This is a genomic window from Actinoplanes sp. ATCC 53533, assembly GCF_003947245.1.
The window spans coordinates 35769-59535 of record NZ_QHHV01000155.1 but is presented as its reverse complement, the minus strand read 5'-3'; the positions used below and the strand labels follow the sequence as shown (position 1 = coordinate 59535).

Annotated in this window: 20 protein-coding genes; 16 read left to right on the top strand and 4 right to left on the bottom strand. The window is 72.3% G+C overall.

Annotated elements, in window-relative coordinates:
• Positions 1 to 460: 460 nt before the first annotated feature.
• From DMB66_RS41430 to DMB66_RS41395, 8 genes are all read left to right on the top strand, one after another.
• On the top strand, positions 461 to 1468 hold the full coding sequence (locus DMB66_RS41430; protein WP_370320233.1) for a cobalamin biosynthesis protein: 1008 nt from the start codon (positions 461 to 463) through the stop codon (positions 1466 to 1468).
• Positions 1465 to 3021, top strand: coding sequence for a cobyric acid synthase (locus tag DMB66_RS41425; protein ID WP_125809598.1), 1557 nt, complete (start codon positions 1465 to 1467; stop codon positions 3019 to 3021). Before DMB66_RS41430 ends, DMB66_RS41425 begins: the two co-directional genes overlap by 4 nt.
• Positions 3011 to 3601, top strand: a complete 591-nt coding sequence (locus DMB66_RS41420; RefSeq protein WP_125809597.1) for a uridine kinase — start codon at positions 3011 to 3013, stop codon at positions 3599 to 3601. Before DMB66_RS41425 ends, DMB66_RS41420 begins: the two co-directional genes overlap by 11 nt.
• 59 nt (positions 3602 to 3660) lie before the next feature.
• Positions 3661 to 4734, top strand: coding sequence for a M48 family metallopeptidase (locus DMB66_RS41415; protein ID WP_125809596.1), 1074 nt, complete (start codon positions 3661 to 3663; stop codon positions 4732 to 4734).
• A gap of 138 nt (positions 4735 to 4872) precedes the next feature.
• A complete protein-coding gene (locus DMB66_RS41410) occupies positions 4873 to 6222 on the top strand; it encodes a dipeptidase (RefSeq protein WP_125809595.1) in 1350 nt (449 codons plus the stop codon).
• A gap of 1 nt (position 6223) precedes the next feature.
• The gene (locus DMB66_RS41405; RefSeq protein ID WP_233625219.1) at positions 6224 to 7690 is read left to right on the top strand and encodes an FAD-dependent monooxygenase; all 1467 of its coding nucleotides are present in this window, start codon (positions 6224 to 6226) and stop codon (positions 7688 to 7690) included.
• Between the two features lie 296 nt (positions 7691 to 7986).
• On the top strand, positions 7987 to 8193 hold the full coding sequence (locus DMB66_RS41400) for a hypothetical protein (protein WP_125809594.1): 207 nt from the start codon (positions 7987 to 7989) through the stop codon (positions 8191 to 8193).
• Positions 8194 to 8599: 406 nt separating this feature from the next.
• Positions 8600 to 10189, top strand: coding sequence for an ATP-dependent DNA ligase (locus tag DMB66_RS41395; protein ID WP_233625218.1), 1590 nt, complete (start codon positions 8600 to 8602; stop codon positions 10187 to 10189).
• 66 nt (positions 10190 to 10255) lie between these two features.
• On the opposite strand, the gene DMB66_RS41390 is transcribed toward DMB66_RS41395, so the two are convergent.
• Both DMB66_RS41390 and DMB66_RS41385 read right to left on the bottom strand, forming a co-directional pair.
• The gene (locus DMB66_RS41390) at positions 10256 to 10690 is read right to left on the bottom strand and encodes a hypothetical protein (protein WP_125809593.1); all 435 of its coding nucleotides are present in this window, start codon (positions 10688 to 10690) and stop codon (positions 10256 to 10258) included.
• 10 nt (positions 10691 to 10700) lie between these two features.
• Positions 10701 to 11519, bottom strand: coding sequence for an SURF1 family protein (locus DMB66_RS41385; protein WP_125809592.1), 819 nt, complete (start codon positions 11517 to 11519; stop codon positions 10701 to 10703).
• A gap of 111 nt (positions 11520 to 11630) precedes the next feature.
• Here DMB66_RS41385 and DMB66_RS41380 point away from each other — a divergent pair, with 111 nt between their 5' ends.
• Together DMB66_RS41380 and DMB66_RS41375 are read left to right on the top strand one after the other, a co-directional pair.
• A complete protein-coding gene (locus tag DMB66_RS41380) occupies positions 11631 to 13172 on the top strand; it encodes a cobyrinate a,c-diamide synthase (protein WP_125809591.1) in 1542 nt (513 codons plus the stop codon).
• Between the two features lie 66 nt (positions 13173 to 13238).
• On the top strand, positions 13239 to 13844 hold the full coding sequence (locus DMB66_RS41375) for a TIGR03086 family metal-binding protein (protein ID WP_125809590.1): 606 nt from the start codon (positions 13239 to 13241) through the stop codon (positions 13842 to 13844).
• Positions 13845 to 13908: 64 nt separating this feature from the next.
• Here DMB66_RS41375 and DMB66_RS41370 read toward each other — a convergent pair whose 3' ends face one another.
• The gene (locus tag DMB66_RS41370) at positions 13909 to 16062 is read right to left on the bottom strand and encodes a transglycosylase domain-containing protein (RefSeq protein ID WP_125809589.1); all 2154 of its coding nucleotides are present in this window, start codon (positions 16060 to 16062) and stop codon (positions 13909 to 13911) included.
• Between the two features lie 84 nt (positions 16063 to 16146).
• Between DMB66_RS41370 and cobC the strand changes: the two genes are divergently transcribed.
• Genes cobC through DMB66_RS41350 form a run of 4 tightly spaced genes read left to right on the top strand, consistent with a single transcriptional unit; the run spans position 16147 to position 19885 of the window.
• Positions 16147 to 17238 carry an Rv2231c family pyridoxal phosphate-dependent protein CobC gene (cobC, locus tag DMB66_RS41365; protein ID WP_233625217.1) on the top strand — a complete coding sequence of 364 codons (1092 nt, stop codon included), beginning with the start codon at positions 16147 to 16149 and terminating at the stop codon, positions 17236 to 17238.
• A complete protein-coding gene (cobT, locus tag DMB66_RS41360; RefSeq protein ID WP_125809587.1) occupies positions 17235 to 18287 on the top strand; it encodes a nicotinate-nucleotide--dimethylbenzimidazole phosphoribosyltransferase in 1053 nt (350 codons plus the stop codon). The genes cobC and cobT overlap by 4 nt, the downstream gene beginning before the upstream one ends.
• An 11-nt stretch (positions 18288 to 18298) precedes the next feature.
• Positions 18299 to 19501, top strand: coding sequence for a uroporphyrinogen-III C-methyltransferase (gene cobA / locus DMB66_RS41355; RefSeq protein WP_125809603.1), 1203 nt, complete (start codon positions 18299 to 18301; stop codon positions 19499 to 19501).
• A 9-nt stretch (positions 19502 to 19510) separates the two neighbouring features.
• Positions 19511 to 19885: a VOC family protein gene (locus DMB66_RS41350; protein WP_125809586.1), complete on the top strand. Its 375-nt coding sequence runs from the start codon at positions 19511 to 19513 to the stop codon at positions 19883 to 19885.
• A gap of 11 nt (positions 19886 to 19896) precedes the next feature.
• On the opposite strand, the gene DMB66_RS41345 is transcribed toward DMB66_RS41350, so the two are convergent.
• The gene (locus tag DMB66_RS41345) at positions 19897 to 21309 is read right to left on the bottom strand and encodes a trehalose-6-phosphate synthase (protein ID WP_125809585.1); all 1413 of its coding nucleotides are present in this window, start codon (positions 21307 to 21309) and stop codon (positions 19897 to 19899) included.
• 179 nt (positions 21310 to 21488) lie between these two features.
• On the opposite strand from DMB66_RS41345, the gene DMB66_RS41340 reads away from it, so the two are divergent.
• Complete coding sequence (locus DMB66_RS41340; RefSeq protein ID WP_125809584.1) at positions 21489 to 21950, top strand: hypothetical protein; 462 nt, start codon at positions 21489 to 21491, stop codon at positions 21948 to 21950.
• A 118-nt stretch (positions 21951 to 22068) separates the two neighbouring features.
• Positions 22069 to 23745: an energy-dependent translational throttle protein EttA gene (ettA, locus tag DMB66_RS41335; RefSeq protein ID WP_125809583.1), complete on the top strand. Its 1677-nt coding sequence runs from the start codon at positions 22069 to 22071 to the stop codon at positions 23743 to 23745.
• Positions 23746 to 23767 lie beyond the last annotated feature (22 nt).

Genomic DNA, 23767 nt, shown 5'->3' with positions numbered 1-23767 from the left:
GCGCCGCGCACGACCGGATGGCGGGTGGGTGTTCGGTGGTCGGCACCCACCCGCCAACCCGAGCCAACCGTCCTGCTCCGGGGCACCTTCCCGGGAGAAAGGCGAAACCGCTCGACAAAGCGGAACTGCGCCCGAGCAGAGCGGGCGGCTCCGCCGGTCGCCGTCCCCGTCGCCGGGACGGCGGCCGGCCCGGACGCCTCGCCACGGCCCTGTGCGATCTGCGGGACCTGTGCGATCTGCGGGACCTGTGCGATCTGCGGGACCTGTGCGATCTGCGGGACCTGTGCGATCTGCGGGACTTGTGCGGTCTGGCAGGACCTGTGCGATCTGGCGGGAGCAGGACCTGTGCGATCTGGCGGGAGCGGGACCTGTGCGGTCTGGCGGGAGCGGGACCTGTGCGGTCTGGCGGGAGAGGTGGGCGGGCCGGGGCCTGCCGAAGGAGCTCACTAGGGTGGTCGGGATGGAAAGAGCTGGGCGGATGCTGAGCGCGCGATCGAGCCCCCGAGGTGCCGCCACGGCCGACGCGGTCGGGCTGCTGGTCGGTTTCGCGTTGGACGCGGTGCTGGGTGACCCGCGGCGTTTGCATCCCGTCGCGGGGTTCGGGCAGGCTGCCGGTGCGCTGGAGCGTCGTCTCTACGCGCCACACCGGCGGGCCGGTGCCGCGTTCACCGCCGTCGCGGTGGGCGTGCCCGTGGTCGCAGGTCTCGTCGCCTCCGTTCTCACCCGGCGGCAGCCCGTCGCACGGGCCGTGCTGGTCGCCGCCGCGACCTGGACCGTGCTCGGTGGCCGCACGCTTCGCCGGGAGTCGGCCGTCATGGCCGCCCACCTGGAACGCGGCGATCTGCTGGCGGCACGCGGTCGCCTCAGCCATCTCTGCGGCCGAGACCCGTCGACCCTCGACGAGCCGGAGCTCGCCCGCGCCACGGTCGAGTCGGTCGCCGAGAACACCTCCGACGCCGTTGTCGCGCCGCTGCTCTGGGGTGGGCTGCTCGGGCTGCCGGGGTTGCTCGGCTACCGGGCCGCCAACACCCTCGACGCCATGGTCGGGCACCGGTCGCCGCGGTATGCCCGCTTCGGCACGCCCGCCGCCCGCCTCGACGACCTGCTCAACCTGGTGCCGTCCAGGCTCACCGGGTTGCTGACGATCACCGCCGCGCCGCTGGCCGGCGGCCGGCCGGCCGAGGCCCTGCGGGTGTGGCGCCGGGACCGCAACGATCACCCCAGCCCCAACGCCGGTCAGTGTGAGTCGGCCATGGCCGGGGCCCTGGGCGTACGGCTGGGCGGTCGCAACGTTTACTTCGGGCGCACCGAGACCAGGCCGCTGCTGGGTGACGGGCCGAGACCGGCCGCGGGTCATCTGCGCCGCGCCGCCCGGTTGTCGGGCGCGGTCGGCCTCGGTGCCGCGGTGCTCGCCGCGGGCGTCGCGCTGGTCCGATCCGGTCTCCGCCGCCGGGCAGGTGGGCGGTGAACGGCGGGCTGCTGGTCGCCGGCACCACGTCCGACGCCGGCAAGAGTGTGCTCACCGCCGGGATCTGCCGGTGGCTGCACCGTCGTGGCGTCAAGGTCGCGCCGTTCAAGGCGCAGAACATGTCCAACAACTCGGTCGTCGTGGTCGGCGCCGACGGGCGGGGCGGCGAGATCGGCCGCGCCCAGGCCATGCAGGCCGCCGCGTGCGGGATCGCCCCGGACATTCGCTTCAACCCGGTGCTGCTCAAGCCCGGCAGCGACTTCTCCAGCCAGGTCGTGCTGCTCGGGCAGGCGATCGACACCGTCACCGCGGGCAACTACCGGTCGCTGCGGCCGCGGCTGGCCGAGACCGCGCACGCGACCCTGGCCGAGCTGCGCGCCGAGTACGACGCGGTGATCTGCGAGGGCGCCGGCAGCCCGGCGGAGATCAATCTGCGTGACGGTGACTTCGTCAACATGGGCCTCGCCCGGCATGCCGGGCTGCCGGCGATCGTCGTGGGTGACATCGATCGCGGTGGGGTCTTCGCGGCGCTGTTCGGCACGGTCGCGCTGCTCAGTCCCGAGGACCAGGCGCTGATCAGCGGCTTCGTCATCAACAAGTTCCGCGGCGACCTCGGGCTGCTGCGGCCCGGGCTCGACATGATCACCGCGGCCACCGGGCGCCCGGTGCACGGCGTGCTGCCGTTCGACCTGGACGTGTGGCTGGACGCCGAGGATTCCCTGGCGTACGGGCGGGTGCTCGGCCGGCCCGCCGCCCCGCGCGGCACCGAGTGGCTGCGGGTGGCCGTGGTGCGGCTGCCGCGGATCTCCAACGCCACCGACGCCGAGGCGCTGGCCACCGAGCCCGGTGTGCGGGTCCGGCTCACGATCGAGCCGGCCGAGATCGCCGACGCCGACCTGGTCGTCCTGCCCGGTTCCAAGGCCACGGTCAGCGACCTGGCGTGGTTGCGTGAGACCGGCCTGGCCGATGCGGTCCGCGCGCACGCGGCCGCCGGCAAGCCGCTCGTCGGCATCTGCGGCGGCTTCCAGATGCTCGCCGACACGATCCACGACGACGTCGAGAGCCGCCGCGGCACCGTGGCCGGCCTGGGCCTGCTGCCGGTGGAGGTCACCTTCGGCGCGCGCAAGACCCTGGCCCGGTCGCGGGGCGCGGCCTGGGAGCAGGTCCCGGTGAGCGGCTACGAGATCCATCACGGGTACGTGTCGGCCGGCGAGCCGGCGCCGTTGCTGCGGTATGCGGACGGCGCCCCGGAGGGTGCGGTCGTCGGAGCGGTCTCGGGCACGCACTGGCACGGTGCCTTCGAGTCGGATGAGTTCCGCCGCCGGTTCCTGACCGAGGCGGCGCGCCAGGCGGGCCGGCACGGCTTCGAGGTGGCGCCGGACACCCGCTTCGCGGAGGTACGGGAGCGAGCCCTGGACGTTCTCGGCGACCTCGTCGAGGAACACCTCGACACGGATGCCCTGTGGCGGCTCATCGAGTCCGGCCCGTCCACCGGCCTGCCGTTCATTCCCCCGGGCGCCCCTGCCCAGCCGGGAGCGGCGGATGGGCGCTGAGTCCTTCGCCTCGCTCGCGGAGCGGATCCTCCAGCGGCCGCCGCTGCTCGGGCCGGTGCGGCTGGTGGCCGTCGACGGGCCCAGCGGGGCGGGCAAGAGCTGGTTCGCCGGCCGGCTGGGCAAGGCTGCCGGCATTCCGGTCGTCCACACCGACGATCTGCTCGACGGCTGGGACGACCAGTTCAGCTTCTGGGAGCGGCTCGAAGAACAGGTGCTCGACCCGCTGCGGCACGGCCGGTGTGCCACCTACCGGCGGTACCTCTGGCATCTCCAGGAGTTCGGCGGCAGCTCTGTCACTGTCGAGCCTGCTGCGGCCGTACTTCTGGAAGGGGTGAGCGCCGCCCGGCGGGAGATCCGGCCGGAGCTTTCCTACTCCGTCTTCGTCGCCGCGCCCGCCGATCTGCGGTGGCGGCGGGCCTTGGCACGGGACGGCCGCGACGATGTTGCCTTTCGGGCGTACCTTGAGCGCTGGCGCATGAACGAGGACCGGCACTTCGCGGCCGATGCGACTGAGGCGCACGCGGATCTCCGGGTCGACGGGGCCGCGGCGGGTTCCGACGATCGGTACGAACGGCTCTGACCGGCGCTGCCGGAGTGAACCACGATCAGCCGCGCGAGCGGCGGGAACGGGGACGGACGATGACGACCGACGACGAGAACCGCCCGGCGCGGCGCCGGATCACGCTTACCGGCATCAGCTCACGGGCCTGGGAGCACCCCGCCGACCGTGGCGCCCTGACCGCCCTGCGGGAGCTGCGCGGCTTCGACGACGTGGTGAAGGCCTTCTTCGGCATGTGGAACGAGCGCGGCTTCCGCCTGCAGTATCTGGCCGGCTCGATCCGGGTCGACCACCGCCAGTATCCGCGTGTCTACCAGCGTTTCGCCGAGGCCGCCGCCGCGCTCGACGTGGCCGAGCTGCCCGAGCTCTACGTGAGCCAGTCGCCGATGATCAACGGTCAGGCGATCGGGATGGACAAGCCGTTCATCGTCATCACCACCGCCGCGGTGGAGAAGCTCGACGACGAGGAATTGCGCGCGCTGCTGGGCCACGAGATCGGGCACGTGCGCAGCGGCCACGCGGTCTACAAGACGATCATGATGATCCTCACCCGGTGGGCGGCGAACCTGAGCTGGCTGCCGGTCGGTGCGATCGCCCTGCGCGCGATCATCGCGGCGATGTACGAGTGGTGGCGCAAGGCCGAGCTGTCCGCCGACCGCGCGGGCCTGCTCGCCGGCCAGGACCCGGCCGCGTCGACGCGCCTGCTGATGAAGCTGGCCGGCGGCGGCGACCTCAGCCAGATCGACACGGCCGCCTTCCTCGAGCAGGCCGCCGAGTACGAGGGCGGCGGCGACCTGCGCGACAGCATCCACAAGCTGGGCATGACCGCCTGGAGCACCCACCCGGTGCCCGTCGCGCGCGCCGCTGAGCTGCGCAAGTGGATCGACTCCGGTGAGTACGGCCAGATCCTCGGCGGCGACTACCCGCGGCGCGACTCCGACGGCAACGCCTCGGTCACCGATGACGTCAAGGCCGCCGCCGACTCCTACCGTCAGTCCTTCAAAGACTCGCAGGATCCGCTCGTCGGCCTGCTCCGCAAGCTCGGCGACGGCGCCGCCGACCTGGCCGGATCCGCCGCGCGCGGCGCCCGGGGCTGGGCCGGCCGGGGCCGCCGCAGCGACGAGGAGGAGCCGCCGCCACCGCCCGCGAGCTGAGTTGTCCACAGGCGTCGAAGTGGGCCCTCCCCGCCCGGGCCGCCCGGCCTAGGATCGGCTTATGAGCGAGCTTACGAGCGATTCACCAACTCTGCGCCCGACGAATGTCATCGCTGGAGCGTCAGCGGAGGCGATGGCATGAGCCTTTCCGAAGACGAGCTGCGCGCCGCGATCGCGCGGGAGCTGCCCGGTGTCCGTGCCGACCTCGAGCGGCTGGTCCGCATTCCCGGGATCGCGTTCGACGGCTTCGACCACTCGCACGTCGAGCGGTCCGCCGAGGCCGTCGCCGAGCTCCTGCGCGGCTGCGGGCTCGACGTGCAGATCGTCCGGGGCTCGGGTCAGCCCGCTGTCATCGGCCGCAAGGCGGCACCCGACGGTGCGCCGACGGTGCTGCTCTACGCACACCACGACGTGCAGCCCGCCGGCGACCCGGCGCTGTGGACCAGCGACCCGTTCGAGCCGGTCGAGCGCGACGGCCGGCTCTACGGCCGCGGCGCCGCCGACGACAAGGCCGGGGTGATGGCGCACGTCGCCGCGCTGCGGGCGTTCGGGGACGCGCTGCCGGTCGGGGTCGTGCTGTTCGTGGAGGGCGAGGAGGAATACGGCTCCGAGTCGCTCGACGAGCTGCTCGAAACGCACAAGGAGACGCTGCGCTCCGACGTCATCGTCATCGCCGACTCCGGCAACTGGGACATCGGCGTGCCCGCCCTGACCACGTCGCTGCGCGGCCTGGTCAACTGCTTCGTCGAGGTCAGCACCCTGGGCAACGCCGTGCACAGCGGCATGTTCGGCGGCGCGGTGCCGGATGCGCTCACGGTCCTGGCCCGGCTGATCGCCACCCTGCACGACGAGAACGGCGAGGTCGTCGTCGATGGCCTGGCCCGCCGTGAGGGCGCGACCGTCGACTACCCGGAGGATCGCTTCCGCCACGAGGCCGGCGTGCTCGACGGCGTCAAGCTGATCGGCGAGGGCCGGCTCACCGACCGGATCTGGACGAAGCCGGCCATCGCGGTGCTCGGCATCGACGCGCCGAAGACCAGCGAGGCGCCGAACGCCTTGGTGCCCCGGGCGAAGGCCAAGCTGAGCGTGCGGCTGGCGCCCGGCGACGACTGGAATTCGGCATACGCGGCGATCCGCGCCCACGTCGAGAAGTTCGTGCCCTGGGGCGCTCACGTCGAGGTCACGCTGGAGAGCGGCGGCGAGCCCTGCGTGATCGACGCGACCGGCCCGGCGTTCGACGCCGCCCGGGCCGCGTTCCAGGAGGCCTGGGACGGGGTCGCGCCGGTCGACATGGGCGTGGGTGGCTCGATCCCGTTCATCGCCACCTTCCAGGAGCTGTTCCCGGAGGCGGCGATCCTGGTGACCGGGGTCGAGGATCCCTACGCCGGCGCACACGGGCCCAACGAGAGCCTGCACCTCGGCGAGTTCGCCCGGGTGTGCCTGGCCGAGGCGCTGCTGCTGCGCAACGTGGCTGCGCTGGGCAAGTGACGTGGCCGCCGAGCTGAGCTGCGACGTGCTGGTCGTCGGCGCCGGCCCCACCGGGCTGATGCTGGCGAACTGGCTGGTGAAGCTCGGCGTCCGGGTCGTCGTCGTGGACGGCAAGGACGGCCCGACCATCCAGTCGCGGGCGCTGGTGGTCCAGGCCCGCAGCATGGAGGTCTATGACCAGCTCGGCATCGTGGAGAAGGTGCTCGCGGCGGCAAACCGTGCCGAGGCGCTGGCTCCGGGCTTCGGCAGCCGCGCCTTCGGCCGGATCCCGACGGGGCCGCTGGGCACGGGCGTCACGCCGTACCCGTGGATCGAGGTCTTGGAGCAGAGCCGCAACGAGGAGATCCTGTACGAAAACCTGCGGGCGCTCGGCGGCGCTGTCCGCTGGGGCCGGCAGGTCGACTCGTTGACGGCCACGCCGGAGCACGTCGAGGCCGTGCTGGGCGGCGAAACGATCACCGCCCGGTACTGCGTCGGCGCGGACGGCGCGAATTCCGTGGTCCGCAGGTCGCGCGGCATCGCGTTCGACGGGGTGACGAACCCGCACACCTTCTACGTCATCGACGCCGCGGCGGTGGGCGGGCTGGTCGACGGCGCGATCAACGTCCGGCCGGGCGGCGACGAGTTCCTGCTCGGCTTTCCGATGCGCGGCCGGGGCAACTGGCGCCTGATCGGCCTGGCCAGGGACGACGACGGCGACGACAAGATCGCCGAGGCGGACGCGCGGGCCCGGATCCGCCGCTCCTTCGCGGTGACCTATGCCGAGTCCCGCTGGTTCGCCACCTACAAGGTGCATCACCGGGTTGCGGCGACGTTCCGCGACGGCCCGTTCTTCCTGGCCGGCGACGCGGCGCACGTGCACTCGCCGGTCGGCGGCCAAGGCATGAACACCGGCCTGCAGGACGCGCACAACCTGGCCTTCAAGCTCGCGGACGCGGTGCACGGCCGGGCCGGCGACGCGTGGCTGGACCGCTACGAGGCCGAGCGGCGGCCGGTGGCCAAGACGCTGGTGGCGACGACCGACCGCCTGTTCGGCTTCATCACGTCGCAGCGAGTGGCCTTGCGGGCGTTGCGCCGGCTGGTCGTGCCCTTGCTGGCGCCGGTCGGCGTCCGCGTGCTGCCCCGCACGGCCGGCGGGTCGCGTTTCTTCCAATACGTTTCCCAGATCCGGATCCACTACAGCATGTCCTCTGACCCGCGGCGGGATCCCGTGATCGGCCGCCGGCTGCCCTGGGCCGGCGGCAACTACGAGGTGCTGCGGTCACTGCAGTGGCAGATCCACGGGTACGGCGGCATCGAGCGCGCCGAGGTGCCGGATCTGGGCCTGCCGGTGCACTTGTTCGGCGCCGCGCCGCAGACGCTGCTGCTTCCGGGACAGCTCTACCTCGTGCGGCCGGACGGTTTCGTGGCCGCAGCGGCCGCGCCGTCCGCGGCGGCGTCGGTGTTCCGGCAGGCCATGCCGCAGTGACCGGGCGCGCACCCGGCGTCGAGCGGCCCTGGCGTCGAGCGGCCCTGGCGTCGAGCGGCCCTGGCGTCGAGCGGCCCTGGCGTCGAGCGGCCCTGGCGTCGAGCGGCCCTGGCGTCGAGCGGCCCTGGCGTCGAGCGGCCCCGGCATCGAGCCGCGCGGCATCGATCTGGTTGCCGGGGCCTTTCGGGCTCGGCGCTCGCGCCGTTGTCGGCGAGGGTTGTCCGCTGCCGTTATCCGCGTCGCTTGATCGGGTGAGTCTGCTGCGCACGTGAGATCAATCCTGTTAGGATTCGAACATGAGTTCGAATGAGGCTATCGTGGCGCTCCGCGCCGCCGGCAGTGCTCTGGGGGACGTCGACGTCTCCGGGTGGGACGAGACCGCCCTCACCGACCAGCTCGCCGAGCTGTCGGACGCCCTGTGCCAGCTCGACGCGCAGCTCAGCCGCGTCGCCGAGGCTGTTCGCGCCCGCGGCTACCGCATCACCGAGCCGGTGGCCGCCTGACTTTGTTCCATGTCCCCGGGCCCGTCGCCCGGCGCGCCCCGTCGCCACGTGGTGCGCCGGGCGGCAGGCCCCTGCCCCTGGGCTCCCGATCCGGCCGCCGACTAGCTCGGCTGCCGGTTGGCACGGCCGTCGACTGGCTGGGGCTGCCGGTTGGCTGGGGCCGCCGGTTGGCTGGTCAGTCGGCTGGCTGGGCTGCCGGTTGGCACGGCCGTCGACTGGCTGGGGCCGCCGGTTGGCTGGTCAGCCGACTGGCTCGGCCGTCGCCCGGCAGCGGGTACCGGCCGCGACTCGCCCGACCGGGGGCGGATCGCTCCGCTTGCGCACCCTTTGGACGAGGCCGGCTTGCGAACGCTTCACGGGGGAGCGGCTCGTGACCGGCCCACGAATGTCGTAGGTGGCTGCCAGGATGGGGTTCGTGCAGTTCCTCGACCTGGCAGCCACCTCGGCAGCCGTTTCCGCCACCTCCGGCCGCAAGGCCAAGATCGACCTGCTCGCCGGCGCCCTGCGGCGTCTCGAGCCGAACGAGCTGGCCGCTGGCTCCGCCTACCTGGCCGGCGAGTTGCCGCAGCGCCAGACCGGGGTCGGCTATGCCGGCCTGCGCGACCGGCCCATCCCCGCCGTCGAGCCCAGCCTCACCGTGGCCGAGGTCGACGACCGGATCGCTGCCATCTCCGTCGTCTCCGGTGCCGGATCGCAGGCTCGCCGCCGTGAGTTGCTGGCCGAGCTCTTCGGGCGGGCCACCGCCGATGAGCAGCGCCTGCTTGTCGGCCTGTTCAGTGGTGAGCTTCGCCAGGGCGCTCAGGCCGGGCTGCTCGCCGATGCGATCGCCCGCGCCGCCGAGGTGCCCGGCACGGCTGTGCGCCGGGCGCTGCTGCTCTCCGGTGACCTCAAGCAGGTTGCTGTCGCGGCGCTCACCGGCGGTGCGCCCGCGCTCGCCGGGATCAGCCTGCGGGTCGGCACCCCGCTGACCCCGATGCTCGCGGGCAGCGCGCCTGATGTCGGTGCCGCGCTGCTGGCGACCGGTTCCCCGGCCACCGCCGATGTGAAGCTCGACGGCATTCGCATCCAGGTGCATCGGTCCGGCGCTGACGTCGCCGTCTTCACCCGCAGCCTGGATGACATCACCCCTCGGCTGCCCGATGTCGTCGCCGCCGCGCGGGCTGTGCCGGCGCGGGAGTTCGTGCTCGACGGCGAGGCCATGGCGCTTGACGCTCAGGGGCGGCCCCGGCCGTTCCAGGAGACGTCGAGCCGGGCCGCCACCCGGGGTGCCCGGCGTGGCGGCGCCGCCGCTGGGCCGGTCGAGGGGCCCGCGCTGGTTCCATATTTCTTCGATCTGCTGCATCTCGACGGCACCGACCTGCTGGACGAGCCGGGGCGGGTGCGCTGGGCGGCCTTGGCCGGCGCGCTGCCCGCCGAGCTGATCGTCGGGCGGCGGACCGTCGAGACCGAGGCACAGGCCGCCGAGGCCTTCGCCGCCGCGCTCGCCGCCGGGCAGGAGGGCGTCGTGATCAAGGCCCAGGAGGCGCCGTACGACGTGGGCCGCCGGGGTTCGGCCTGGGTCAAGGTCAAGCCGCGGCACACGCTGGATCTCGTCGTTCTCGCCGTGGAGTGGGGGCACGGGCGGCGCCAGGGGTGGTTGTCCAATCTGCACCTCGGCGCCCGCGATCCGGCGACCGGCGGGTTCATCATGCTGGGCAAGACGTTCAAGGGCCTCACCGACGAGCTGCTGCGCTGGCAGACCGAGCGGTTCAGGGAGCTGGCGATCGACGATTCCGGCTGGGTTGTCACCGTCCGGCCGGAGCAGGTCGTCGAGATCGCCTTCGACGGGGTGCAGACCTCACCGCGATATCCGGGCGGCGTGGCGCTGCGGTTCGCCCGGGTCCTGCGATACCGCGCCGACAAACGCGCGGAGGAAGCCGACACCATCGACATGGTCAAAGCTATCGGTCTGCCCGCCGACCCCGATGCCGGAAGGGCCGCGACCCCCGAGGATTGAGAGGGCGCCAGGGCCGCGCCGAAAGAACCACCGCACAGGGGCGGCTGAGCTGCGGAAACGGATCAGTTAGAGCGCCGCCAGGGAGCGGACGTAGTTGACCTGCTGGTGGACGTAGGTGACCTGGGACTGGTCGGTCACCGGGATGCGGGCCACGTACTGGCGGGTCGCGTTCGTCACCGTCACCTGCACCGTTCCACGCGGGATCGTCACCTTGACCAGCAGAAACAGCAGGCTGAAGATCGTCAGCACGCAGAAGCCCACCACCGCCGCCACGATCGCCCACGGGGGGATCTTCTGCTCGTTGTGCCAGTAGTCGTGCACCGTCCACGTCGAGCCTGCCAGGGGTATGTCGCCGGCGGGGGTGTGCACCAGCGTTGACGTCACCCCCATGTCGCCGATCTGGACGATCACCGGGCCCGGCAGCACCGGGTCCAGCGGGAGCGGCTGCTCGGGGGCGGGCACGCTCCAGGGATCACTCGGCGCGGAGTCCGGAAAGGTCACTCCGCCGAGGTTAGTCGGGCTGCCGCGTGCTGGGAACGGCCGCCAGGCGCTGGTCTGCCGCCGCCACCCGGTCCACCCGGTTCTTCGGCGTGTCTCCGTTGGCTTCCTTGCGGGCCTGCCACCCGTACGCCAGCAGCGCCATCACCGCGAACAGCCACCACTGGACCGCGTAGCCGCCGTTCTGCCACGAGTCCTCGTGGTCGATCGGTGTGCCCTTGAAGCCCGGCTCGGGGTCGCTGACCAGCACGTACGCCCCGTACACCGGGAATGGGAGCTCTTTTGCCAGCTTGGGCACCGCGATCCGTCGGGTGTCGATCCGGCCGTCGCGCCGGGCCAGCGGCGCCGGCCGGCTCTCCGACAGGTGCACCTGGCCGACCACCGTGACCTCGCCCGCCGGGGCGGCCGGGGCCACCGGCGCCGAGATGGCGTCGCCGTCCTTCGACGGCACCCAGCCCCGGTCGACCAGGACAGCCGTGCCGTCGGCGAGCAGCAGCGGGGTGACGATCTCGAAGCCCACCGAGCCGTCGACCGTGCGGCCGCGGGCCTGGATCTCGTGCGCCGGGTCGTAGCGTCCGGTGACGGTGACCTTGGTCCACGCCGCGTCCTCGCCGGGGGAGGAGCCGGGCGTGCCCGGCGCGGCGGGCTTGGCCAGCACGGATGTCAGCGGCACCGCGGGGGTGGAGTCGGCCGCGTCGATCCGGGCGTTGATCGCGCTGCGCTCCTGGTAGCGGTGCAGCTGCCAGTTGCCGAGGAATACCATGATCACCGAGGCGGCCACGGTGAGCGCCGCAGCGGCCAGCCAGCGGGGCGTCAGCAGGAACCGGTACACGAACCGAGGCTACCCGGCTCCCGGTCGCCGCTTTCCGCTGGCGGGTAGGGTGCGATGTTCGGCGGTCAATATCATGTCGCCGCCGTTTTCCGTATCCCCGAGGGAGCCATGATGTCCGCCCACTCGCGCCTGGTGGTGAGCGCACCCTCGTCGGGGCACGGGAAGACCGCGATCGCGGTCGGCCTGCTCGCCGCCTGCTCCGCGCGCGGCGTGCCGGCCACCGGCTTCAAGGTCGGCCCCGATCACACCGACGCCGCCTACCTCGGCCTGGCCGCGGGGCGGCCCGGCCGCAACCTCGACCCGCGCCTGGTCGGCGCGCAGCGCATCGCGCCGCTGTTCGCGCACGGCGCGGCCGGCTCCCAGATCTCGGTCATCGAGGGCGCGATGGGCCTGTTCGACAGCCTGACCGGGCAGCCCGAGATCGACGGTACGGCCGCGGTCGCCGCCGCGCTGCGCGCGCCGGTGGTGCTCGTGGTGGACGTGGCCGCGATGGGTCACTCGCTGGCGGCGCTGGTGCACGGGTTCCGGATGTTCGACGAGATGGTGCACCTCGGCGGCGTCATCCTCAACCGGGTGGCCTCGCCGCGCCACGAGGAGATGCTGCGGACCGCGCTGGACGACATCGGCATGCCCGTGCTGGGCGCGCTGCGCCGCGGCGACCTCCCCGCCGTGCTGCCCGGCCGCGCGCAGGGTCCGGTGCCGGTCGCGCACCGCTCGGTCGAGGCCGTCCGCGCCGTGCGCCGGCTCGGGGAGGCGGTCGCCGGCGCGATCGACCTCGATCGGGTGATGGCGCTGGCCGAAGCGGCGCCGCCGCTGCCCGGTCAGGCCTGGTCGCCGGCGGACGCGCTGGCCGAGGCGACCGGCGAGCCGCCGGTGCCGCCGGAGCACCGGCCGGTGATCGCGCTGGCGGGCGGGCCGGGTGCGCCCTACACGTACGTGGAGACGGTCGAGCTGCTCACCGCGGCGGGCGCCGAGGTGGCGATCGTCGACCCGCTGCGCGACGAGACCCTCCCGGCGGGCGCGCGCGGGCTCATGATCGGGGCGGCCCTGCCGGAGGGGTACGCGGAGGAGTTGTCCGCGAACCGCCGTCTGTGCGCGGCCGTGGCCCAGCTCGCCCATGACCACCTGCCGATCATCGCCGAGGGGGTCGGCCTGCCCTGGCTCACCCGGGACTTCGACGGCCGCCCGATGTGCGGGATCCTGGACGCGTCGGCGCAGACCTCGGGCCAGACGATCGCGGGCTACCGGGAGGCGACCGCCCCGGCGACCTCGCCGCTGGCCCCGGCCGGCGCCCGGATCACCGGCTACAAGCAGCACCGGGCGATCGTCACGCCGCGGTCCGGCTCGGTTCCGGCCTGGACCTGGGCCGGCGGCAATCCGGAGGGCTTCGTCTGGCGCCAGGTGCACGCGTCGCAGCTCGGGCTGCACTGGGCGGGCGCGCCGGAGATCGCCCGCCGCCTGGTCGCGGCGATGCTGAGCCCGGCTGAACAAGCGGCGATGCTGTCTCCGGGACAACAAGCGGCGATGCAGTCCTCGGGACAACAGACGGCGATGCTGTCCCAGGTGCAGCCCGCGGCGGTCGTTCCGCCGCCGGACGACGATCCGGGCGAGCAGACCCTGTCGCTGTCGGGACTCACCCCGCCCACCACCTGAACGATGTCTGCCGATGTCGCACCCCTTCCGTACGGTGAGGGTGTTCGACGAGAAGGGAGCACTCCCGTGGCCGACCGTGTCCCGCTGGATTTCGCCCCGCCGGTTCGCCGGGTGCGGTCGCTGTTGCTGGGCATCACCGACGATCACCTGGGCCTGCCGACGCCCTGCCCCGGCTGGAGCGTCGGCGACCTGCTCGACCACCTGACCGGCCTGTCCCGGGCGTTCACCCAGGCGGCGCAGAAGAGGTCCGGCGCGCCCGGCACCGACGACGCCCCGCCGCCACCGTCGTCGGCCAATCTGTCCCCGCAGTGGCGCAGCCGGCTCCCGGTCGTCCTGGAGGATCTGGCGATCGCCTGGCGTGCGCCCTCGGCGTGGGAGGGCACCGCCCGGGCGGGCGGCGTGACCCTGCCGGCCACGGTGATGGGCACGGTCGCGGTCAACGAGCTGACCATGCACGGCTGGGATCTGGCCCGGGCGACCGGCCAGGGATATGCCGCCGATCCCCGGCTGCTCGAGCCGCTGATCGAGTTCCTGTCCCAGGGCCCACGGGAGGGCACGCCGGGGATGTTCGGCCCGGTGGTGCCGATCGAAGACGAGGCCGACCTGCTCGACCAGGCGGTTTCGCTGGCCGGCCGGGATCCCCGCTGGCGCCCGACCTCGGCCGCACACTGACGGGCGAGGGGTGTCTGGCGGATCATGACGGCCCGCGCCGGGCCGCAGGCGACGCCAGAAACCCCTAGGGCGAGCCGTGGATCATCTCGTCCGGCGGCGGGTTGAATTTCAGCTTCGGCTGGCCCTTCAGGGCGTCCTTCAGCGTCTCCGCCACGGTGAGCTTCGAGATCGTGCCCCGGCTGGTGCCCACGGTGTTCTCCGGGTTGTCCGGGTCCGCCACGAAGGCCGCCGCCGCGAGCTGGGGCGTGAAGCCGCAGAACCACGCGCTCCGGTTGCTGTCGGTGGTGCCGCTCTTGCCGGCGACCGGGCGGTTCAGCGTCGCGTGCACCATGGGGGAGGTCTCCCAGCCGCCGCAGCTGCCCTTCGCCGCGCCGTAGCCGGTGACGCACCGGGCCGCGTCCGTCGCCGCCTGCGCGATCTCGGGTCGCAGCGCCTGGTGGCAGCGGGCGCCCGCGACCTTCTTGCCCTGGTAGCTCAGCGAGGTCCCGTCCCGGGTGTTGATCATGCGGACCGGGATCGGCTCGCAGTACTTGCCCTCGGCGGCCAGCGTCGCGAAGACGTTGGCCATCTCGACCGGCGTCGCGTCGCTGACGCCCAGCGTGAACGCGCCCCACCCGTCGGCGTGGTCCGGCCCGGCCAGCGTGCGGTCGATGTCGGTGCGCCACTTCAGGCCCAGCCGCTCGGCCATCCGGACCGCCTTCTCCGCGCCCACCTCCTCCTCGAGCTGGACGAAGTAGGTGTTCACCGACTTGCCGAAGCCGCTCCACATGGTCTGCCGGCCGGTCATCGACTTGCTGGAGTTCTGCGGGCACCAGTTGTCGCCGCAGGTCGCCGGGCCGGGCGCGGTGATGTACTTCGACACGTAGCGCTGCGGCGCGTAGAAGGCCGTGTCCAGCGGCATGCCCTCGTCCAGGGCCGCCAGCATGGTGAAGATCTTGAAGGTCGAGCCGGCCTGGTATCCCGCCATGTCGCCGCCGCCGAGCAGCGGGTTGACCGTGTTCGGATAGTTGCCCTTGAAGTGGTCGCGCTTGTGCCGGTCGCTGTGCTCGCCGTTCTTCGTCTGGTCGAGCGAGTACTTGCGGTTCACCGCCATCGCCTTGATCCGGCCGGTGCCCGGCTCGATGACGACCTCGCCGTGCGCGTAGACGCTCTTCTTCTTCTCCTTGGCCAGGACGTGCTTCATCGCGGACTTCTGGATCTTCGGGTCGATGGTGGTGACCACCTTGTAGCCGCCGCGCCGCAGGTTCTCCATGCGTTCCTGCGACGTCCTGCCGAAGGCCGGCTGCTCCATCCACCAGTTGCGCAGGTAGTCGCAGAAGAAGCCCCAGCTGTTGTGCTTCTTCGACACCGAGACGCAGTCGTTGGGCGGGGTGGTCAGCCGCAGCTTGATCCTGGTCCTCGTCGCCGTCGAGGCCTGGGCCGCGGTGATCGTGTTCATCTTCAGCATCTGGTCGATCACGTAGTTGCGCCGCTCGGTCGCCGCGCGCTGGTCGTTGGTCGCCGGGTCGTAGGCCGAGGGGGCCTTGACCAGCCCGGCGAGCAGCGCCGCCTCGGTCAGCGTCAGGTCCTTCGGCTTCTTGGAGAAGAACACCTCGGCGGCGGCGAAGATCCCGTACGCGCGGTGCCCGAAGTACGCCGAGTTGAGGTAGCGCTCCAGGATCTCCTCCTTCGAGATCCGCTTCTCCAGTTCGATGGCCAGCCGCATCTCCCGCAGCTTGCGGGCGGTGGTCTGCTCGGTGGCCTCGAGCGCTTCCTTCGGGGTCTGCGCGCCGTCGCGCAGCGCCATCCGCACGTACTGCATGGTCAGCGTGGACGCGCCCTGCGAGACGCCGCCGGCCTGCTGGTTCGCGACGAAGGCCCGGGCCACGCCCTTGGCGTCGACGCCGTTGTGCTCATAGAACCGGGTGTCCTCGGAGGCCACGATCGCCTGGGTGACGACCGGCGCCATGTCCGCGATCTTCGTCGGCTTGCGGTGCTCCTCGTAGAACGTGGTCAGCAGGGTCTTGCCGTCGTTGGCGTACACGTAGGTGGTCTGCGCCGACGGCACCTCGGTGAGGCCCTCCGGCAGGCTCTGCAGCGCGTCGGCGCCGCTCTTCGCCCCGGCGCCGGCCAGCGCCACCAGCGGGAAGATCAGACCGGCGACCACGATCCCGGCGATGAGGCCGGCGCGGATGAGCGGGGCGATCCGTCCAGCTTTGGCGAGTCCGGTCTGCGTCACCCCTCGAAGGTATGACAAAACGGCTGATGTCCTGACGGAACGGCCGAAGTAATCCGCCGGATCACATCGGGCATGCTGGGCCGTGTGACCTCTTCCGTGGATCTTCCTCAGCACGCCAGCGCCGGGGAGGCGGACCTGCATCATCACGGTGACGCGGAGGTGGCTCCGGGGCTGGTCGACCTCGCCGTCAACGTGCGGCGCCAGCCGATGCCGGCGTGGCTCGCCGAGCCGATTCGCGCGGCGTTGACGGAACTCGCGGCGTACCCCCGGGACACCGAGGCGACCGCCGCGGTCGCGGCCCGGCACCGCCGCGAGCCGGACGAGGTGCTGCTCACCGCCGGTGCGGCCCAGGCCTTCGTGCTGATCGCCCAGGCGCTGCGGGACGCGCGCCGCCCGGTCGTGGTGCACCCGCAGTTCACCGAGCCGGAGGCCGCGCTGCGCAACGCCGGGCACGTCGTCGAGCGGGTGCTGCTGCGCGAGGCCGACGGCTTCCGGCTCGACCCGGCCCTGGTGCCCGACGAGGCGGACCTGGTCTTCGTCGGCAACCCCACCAACCCGACGTCGGTGCTGCACCCGGCCGCCGACGTGGCCGCGCTGGCCCGCCCGGGCCGGGTGCTGGTCGTGGACGAGGCGTTCGCCGACACCACGTACCGGCCCGGGGTGAGCGGCGAGCCCGAGTCGCTGGCCGCGCGCCGCGACGTCCCGGGCCTGATCGTGCTGCGCAGCCTGACCAAGACCTGGGGGCTGGCCGGGCTGCGGATCGGCTATGCGCTCGGCCCGGCCGGCCTGCTGGCCCGGCTGGCCGCCGCGCAGCCGCTCTGGGCAGTCTCCACCCCCGCGCTGGCCGCGGCGACCGCCTGCGCGAGCCCGGTGGCCGTGGCCGCGGAACGCGCGATCGCCGCCGAACTGGCGGCGGAGCGCGAGCACCTGGTGGCCGGGCTGGCCGGCGTGCCGGAGGTCACTGTCGCGGGCCCGGCGGCCAGCGCCTTCGTCGCGGTCCGCCTGCCCGGCGCCGGCCAGGTGCGCCTTGAGCTGCGCAACCGGGGGTACGCGGTCCGCCGTGGCGATACATTCCCGGGGCTGGGTGCCGACTGGCTCCGGATCGCGGTGCGCGACACTGCCACCACGGACGCGTTTCTTGCGACCCTGACGGATGTGCTGAAGGAGCGACAGTGACCCTGGAGACGACCCTCGCCGCGATCGGTCCCGCCGACGAGCCGGCCATGGCCGCCGCCCGCGACCTGCAGGCCCGCCTGACCAAGCCGGCCGGCTCGCTGGGCGCGCTCGAGGACCTGTCGGTACGCCTGGCCGGGCTGGCCGGAAGCTGCCCGCCGCCGCTGCCGGAGCCGGCCGCGATCGCCGTCTTCGCCGGGGACCACGGCGTGCACGCCCAGGGCGTCACGCCGTGGCCGCAGGAGGTCACCGCCCAGATGGTGGCGAACTTCGTGGCCGGCGGTGCGGTGATCAACGCGTTCGCCCGCCAGGTCGGCGCCTCGCTGATGGTCGTCGACGTCGGCGTCGCGATCCCGCTGCACGGCGGGGACACGCTGCTCGACGCGAACGTCCGCCGGGGCACCCGCGACCTGGCCGTCGAGGCGGCGATGACCGTCGAGGAGGCGCGCGCGGCGCTGGAGGTGGGCATCTCGGTGGCCGGCGCGTTGGTCGACCAGGGCGCGAAGTGCCTGATCACCGGGGACATGGGCATCGCCAACACCACCCCCGCGGCGGCCCTGGTCGCCGCCTTCACCGGCGCGGACGCGGCGGCGGTGACCGGCCGGGGCACCGGGATCGACGACGAGACCCACGCCCGCAAGACCGCTGTCATCGCCGGCGCGCTGGCCCGGCACGCGCCCGATCCCCGGCAACCGCTGGCCACGCTCGCCGCCCTCGGCGGACTGGAGCACGCCGCGCTCGCCGGCTTCATCCTCGGCGCGGCCGAGCGCCGCGTTCCAGTGATCATCGACGGGATCATCGCCGGCTCGGCCGCCGTGGTCGCCGCCGCGCTCGCCCCCGACGCCGTCGCCGCGATGGTCGCCGGGCACCGCTCGGTCGAGCCCGGCGCGACCGTGGCGCTGGCGCACTTGGGCCTCACCCCGCTGCTGGATCTGGGCATGCGGCTGGGCGAGGGCTCCGGCGCGGCGCTCGCGCTGCCGATCGCCGCCGCCGCGGTCCGGGTTCTGCACGACGTGGCCACCTTCGACTCGGCGGGAGTATCGGAGAAGTGAACCTCTATCCCATGGCGCTGAAACTCGCCGGCCGGCGGGTGCTGGTCGTCGGCGGGGGTGCGGTGGCGACCCGGCGGATGCCGGCCCTGCTCGCCGCCGGTGCCCGGGTCGACGTCGTAGCACCCGCGCTGACCCCGGCGCTGCGGGCGCACGCGGATGCCGGCCGGCTGACCTGGCAGGAGCGGCGGTTCGTCGCCTCCGACGTGGACGGCGCCTGGCTGGTGCAGGTGGCCATCGACGATCCGGCGGCGTCCGCCGAGGTCAGCGTGGCCGCCGAGGAGCGTGGCGTGTTCTGTGTGCGCGCGGACGACCGCGAGGCCGCGACCGCCTGGACCCCCGCGGTGACCCGGCACGACGAGGTCACCGTGGCGGTCACCGACGGCGGTGACCGCAAGCGCGCCCGCGCGGTACGGGACCTGATCGCTGCCGCCCTCGAGGAAACGCCGCAGCGCCAGCAGGAACCCCTGCGTGGCCACGTCGCCCTTGTCGGCAGCGGTCCCGGGGACCCGGAGCTGATCACCGTCCGGGGCCGCCGCCTGCTGGCCCGCGCCGACGTGGTGGTGGCCGACCGGCTCGTGCCCGGCATGCTGCTCGACGAGCTGCGGCCCGATGTGGAGCTGGTCGACGCGGCCAAGATCCCGTACGGGGCCTCGGTGGCGCAGGAGGAGATCAACCGGATCATCGTGGAGCGGGCCAGGGCGGGCGCCTTCGTGGTCCGGCTCAAGGGCGGCGACCCGTTCGTCTTCGGCCGCGGCGGCGAGGAGGTCGTCGCGTGCGCCGAGGCGGGCGTACCGGTGCTGGTCGTGCCCGGGGTGACCAGCTCGATCGCCGTCCCGGCGCTGGCCGGCATCCCGGTCACCCATCGCGGCGTGGCGCACGAGTTCACGGTCGTCTCCGGGCACGTGCCGCCGGACAGCCCCGAGTCGCTGGTGGAGTGGCCCGCGCTGGCCCGGCTGCGCGGCACCCTGGTGGTGCTGATGGGCCTGAAGAACCTGCCGGCCATCGCCGCCCGGCTCGTCGCCGAGGGCCGCGCCCCGCGGACGCCGGCCGCGATCGTGCAGGAGGGCTCGACGGATGCCCAGCGGGTGCTGCGCAGCACTCTGGGCGAGGTGGCCGCGGCCGCCGCCGAGGCGGGGATCAAGCCGCCGGCGGTGGTGGTGATCGGCGACGTGGTCGCGATCCTGGATGGGGATAGCAGCGTGATCGATGGGTAACGCAATGATATGAGTGAGCGACCGCACATGACACTGTCCGGGATCGTGCTCGATTCCCCGGACGCGCAGGAACTAGCGGCCTTCTATCACCGGCTGCTCGGCTGGAGCGTCATCCAGGACGAGCCGGACTGGGTGAAGTTGGGCGCACCCAACGGCGGCCCGGGGCTGTCGTTCCAGACCGAGCCGGCGTACGTGCGCCCGGTCTGGCCGGCCGGCCCGGGCGATCCGCAGATGAAGGTGCACCTGGACATCCAGGTCGTGGATCTGGAAGCGGCCGGGGCGCACGCCGAGAAGGCCGGCGCCACCAAGGCCGACTTCCAGCCGCAGGAGGACGTCCGGGTCTATCTCGACCCGGACGGCCACCCGTTCTGCCTGTTTCTCTAGCCACCCAGCCGCTAGCCCTGCTCGGGCGACTCTTCGGCGTCGGGGCCGGCCAGCTCGGTGAGGAACGTGCGGGCCCACTCCGCCACGTCGTGGGTCCGCAGGTGCCGCTGCATGACGCGCATCCGGCGCTTGAGCTCGGCGGGCTCGGCGCCGGCGGCGCGCAGCAGGGCGTCCTTGACCCCGTCCGGGTCGTGCGGGTTGCACAGGAACGCCTGGCGCAGCTCGGTGGCCGCCCCGGCGAATTCGCTGAGCACCAGCGCACCGCCGCCGTTGGCGCGGCAGGCGACGTATTCCTTGGCGACCAGGTTCATGCCGTCGCGCAGCGGGGTGACCATCATGACGTCGGCCGCGACGTAGAGCGCCGCCAGCTCGGCCTTGCTGTATGACTGGTGCAGGTAGTGCACCGCGGGCATGCCGACCCGGCCGAACTCGCCGTTGATCCGGCCGACCTCGCGCTCCACCTTGACCCGCAGCGTCTGGTAGTGCTCGACGCGCTCCCGGCTGGGCGTCGCGACCTGCACCATCACCGCGTCCGGCACCTTGAGCTTGCCGTCGGACAGCAGCTCGCGGAACGCCTTCAGCCGCAGCTCGATGCCCTTGGTGTAGTCGAGCCGGTCGACGCCGAGGATCACCGTCTCCGGGTCGCCGAGCTCGGCGCGGATCTGCTTGGCCCGGGCCTGCACGGCCGGGTCGGCCGCCATCCGTTCCATCTCCGCGGTGTCGATGCTGATCGGGAACGCCCCGGCCTTGACCTTGCGGCCGTCGACCTGGATCGACTGGCCCTCGTATCGCAGGCCCAGCAGGTGCCGCGCCAGCCGGACGAAATTCTGCGCCGCGAGCCGCTGCTGGAAGCCGACCAGGTCGGCGCCGAGCAGGCCGCGCAGGATCTCGGCGCGGAACGGCATCTGCATGAACAGCTCGATGGGCGGGAACGGGATGTGCAGGAAGAAGCCGATCCGCAGGTCGGGCCGCAGCTCGCGGAGCATCGCCGGCACCAGCTGGAGCTGGTAGTCCTGCACCCAGACGGTCGCGCCCTGCTCGGCCACGTCCGCCGCGGCCTGCGCGAAGCGCTGGTTGACCAGCCGGTATGCCTCGCGCCAGCGCCGCTTGTAGACCGGCGTCTCGACGGCGTCGTGGTAGAGCGGCCAGATGGTCGCGTTGGACTGGCCCTCGTAGTAGCGCTCGAGCTCCTCGGCGCTCAGCGGCACCGGATGGATCTTGATGCCCTCGAGCTCGAACGGCGGGGGTGCTTCCCCGTCCCCGCCGGACCAGCCGATCCAGGTGCCCCGCTGCTGGGTGAGCACCGGATGCAGGGCGGTGACGAGCCCGCCGGGGCTCGGGCGCCATTGGCGTTCGCCGTCGACCATGATCTCGTCGACGGGCAGTCTGTTGGCTACTACGACGAAGGAACTTCGTTCGGCCACGCTGAGTGCACCTCCGGGTCGTTCTGGGTTCCGTCCCCGAGCCTACTGTGCGTAGCCGGTCGGGGCGTCCCCAGCTATGGTCCGGCCGCGCGGCACCGCTCTTGGCGGGAAGGTGCCATCCTGGGCCGGTGAGCCAGTCCGATGATCTTCCCCCGCCGCGCCGGCCACTGTTCTTCCCTGTGGTCATCGCCACCGTGCTGCTGAGCATCATCGGGATGTCGGCTGGCCTGGTCCTCGGCACTCGCCACGAGACGCCGCAGCGCACCGGTGACCAGACCAGCTATGTACCCCCTGGCCAGTCGGCTGCACCTGTCGCCTGCCCGCAGAAGATGCACGAAACCGCCAGGAAGGTCGGCTTCTACCTGCCGATGACCCAGCTGCTGAAGGTTCGGGCGGAGAGCGGCCTCACGGTTTGGATCTGCACGAACGAGAACGGCAAGCTGTTCTACCAGGCCAACCGCACTGACGACGAGGATGACTGGAGGGAGGGCGAGACGGCGCTGTTCCTGCCGGACGTGGTCAGGCAGGACGACGGCTTCTTCGCCAAGGCGCCCGACGGCAACACGTTCTTCGTCAACGACCAGCGGTTGGAGGTCGTGCGAGGGGGTAAGTCGCGGACGACGGCGGTCGAGCCGGAGTGAGTTTTCCGGGAATCCGGGCGGGCGGGACGGGGTTGTTGTAGGTGGCCGGTGGGGACCTGGAAAGATTGTCCTTTCGTTCCGGTAACCGGAAATCACGATCTCGGAGGTAGGCCGCACCGTGGCCCAGTTCATCTACGTCCTGGAAAAGGCGCGCAAGGCGCACGGCGACAAGGTCGTGCTCGACAATGTGACGCTCAACTTCCTGCCCGGCGTCAAGATCGGTGTGGTCGGCCCCAACGGCGCCGGTAAGTCCAGCCTGTTGAAGATCATGGCCGGGATTGACACCGTGAGCAACGGCGAGGCACGGCTCATGCCGGGCGCATCCGTCGGCATGCTCGCCCAGGAGCCCCCGCTCAACGAAGCCAAGACCGTCCTCGGCAACATCGAGGAGGCGGTCGCGGAGACCAAGGCCAAGCTCGAACGGTTCAACAAGATCGCCGAGCAGATGGCCACCGACTACACCGACGAGCTGATGGAGGAGATGGGCAAGCTCCAGGAGGAGCTCGACCACTCCAACGCGTGGGACGTCGACTCCCAGCTCGAACTGGCGATGGACGCCCTGCGGTGCCCGCCGCCGGACGCCGACGTCACCCTGCTCTCCGGTGGCGAGCGCCGCCGGGTCGCGCTGTGCAAGCTGCTGCTCGAGGCGCCCGACCTGCTGCTGCTCGACGAGCCCACCAACCACCTGGACGCCGAGAGCGTGCAGTGGCTGGAGCAGCACCTGGCCAAGTACGCCGGCACGGTCATCGCGATCACCCACGACCGGTACTTCCTGGACAACGTGGCCACCTGGATCCTGGAGCTGGACCGCGGCCGGACGTTCCCGTACGAGGGCAACTACTCGACATACCTGGACAAGAAGGCCGCCCGGCTGAAGCTGCAGGGCCGCAAGGACCAGAAGCTGCAGAAGCGCCTCGAGAACGAGCTCGAGTGGGTGCGCTCCAACGCCAAGGCCCGGCAGACCAAGTCGAAGGCCCGCCTCGACCGCTACGAGGAGATGGCCAACGAGGCGGAGAAGACCCGCAAGCTGGACTTCGAGGAGATCCAGATCCCGCCGGGCCCGCGCCTGGGCAACACGGTGATCGAGAGCAATGACCTGGTCAAGGGCTTCGACGACCGGGTGCTCATCGACCACCTGTCGTTCTCGCTGCCGCGCAACGGCATCGTCGGCATCATCGGCCCGAACGGCGTCGGCAAGACCACGCTGTTCAAGACCATCGTCGGGCTCGAGCAGCCGGATGAGGGCACGGTCCGGGTCGGCGAGACCGTGAAGCTGTCGTACGTGGACCAGAGCCGCGCCGGCCTCGACCCGGCGAAGACGGTGTGGGAGGTCGTCTCCGACGGGCTCGACTACATGATGGTCGGCAAGGTCGAGATGCCGTCCCGTGCCTACGTGGCCGCGTTCGGCTTCAAGGGCCCGGACCAGCAGAAGCCGGTCAAGGTCCTGTCCGGCGGTGAGCGCAACCGGCTCAACCTGGCGATGACCCTGAAGATCGGCGGCAACGTGCTGCTGCTCGACGAGCCGACGAACGACCTGGACGTGGAGACGCTGTCCAGCCTGGAGAACGCGCTGCTGGAGTTCCCGGGCTGCGCCGTGGTCATCTCGCACGACCGGATGTTCCTGGACCGGATCACCACCCACATGCTGGCGTGGGAGGGCACCGACGAGGACCCGGACAAGTGGTTCTGGTTCGAGGGCAACTACGACGCGTACGAGAAGAACAAGATCGACCGGCTCGGCGCCGACGCGGCCCGCCCGCATCGGGTGACCTACCGCAAGCTGACGCGTGACTGAGCCGACCCGCGGCGGAAAACCC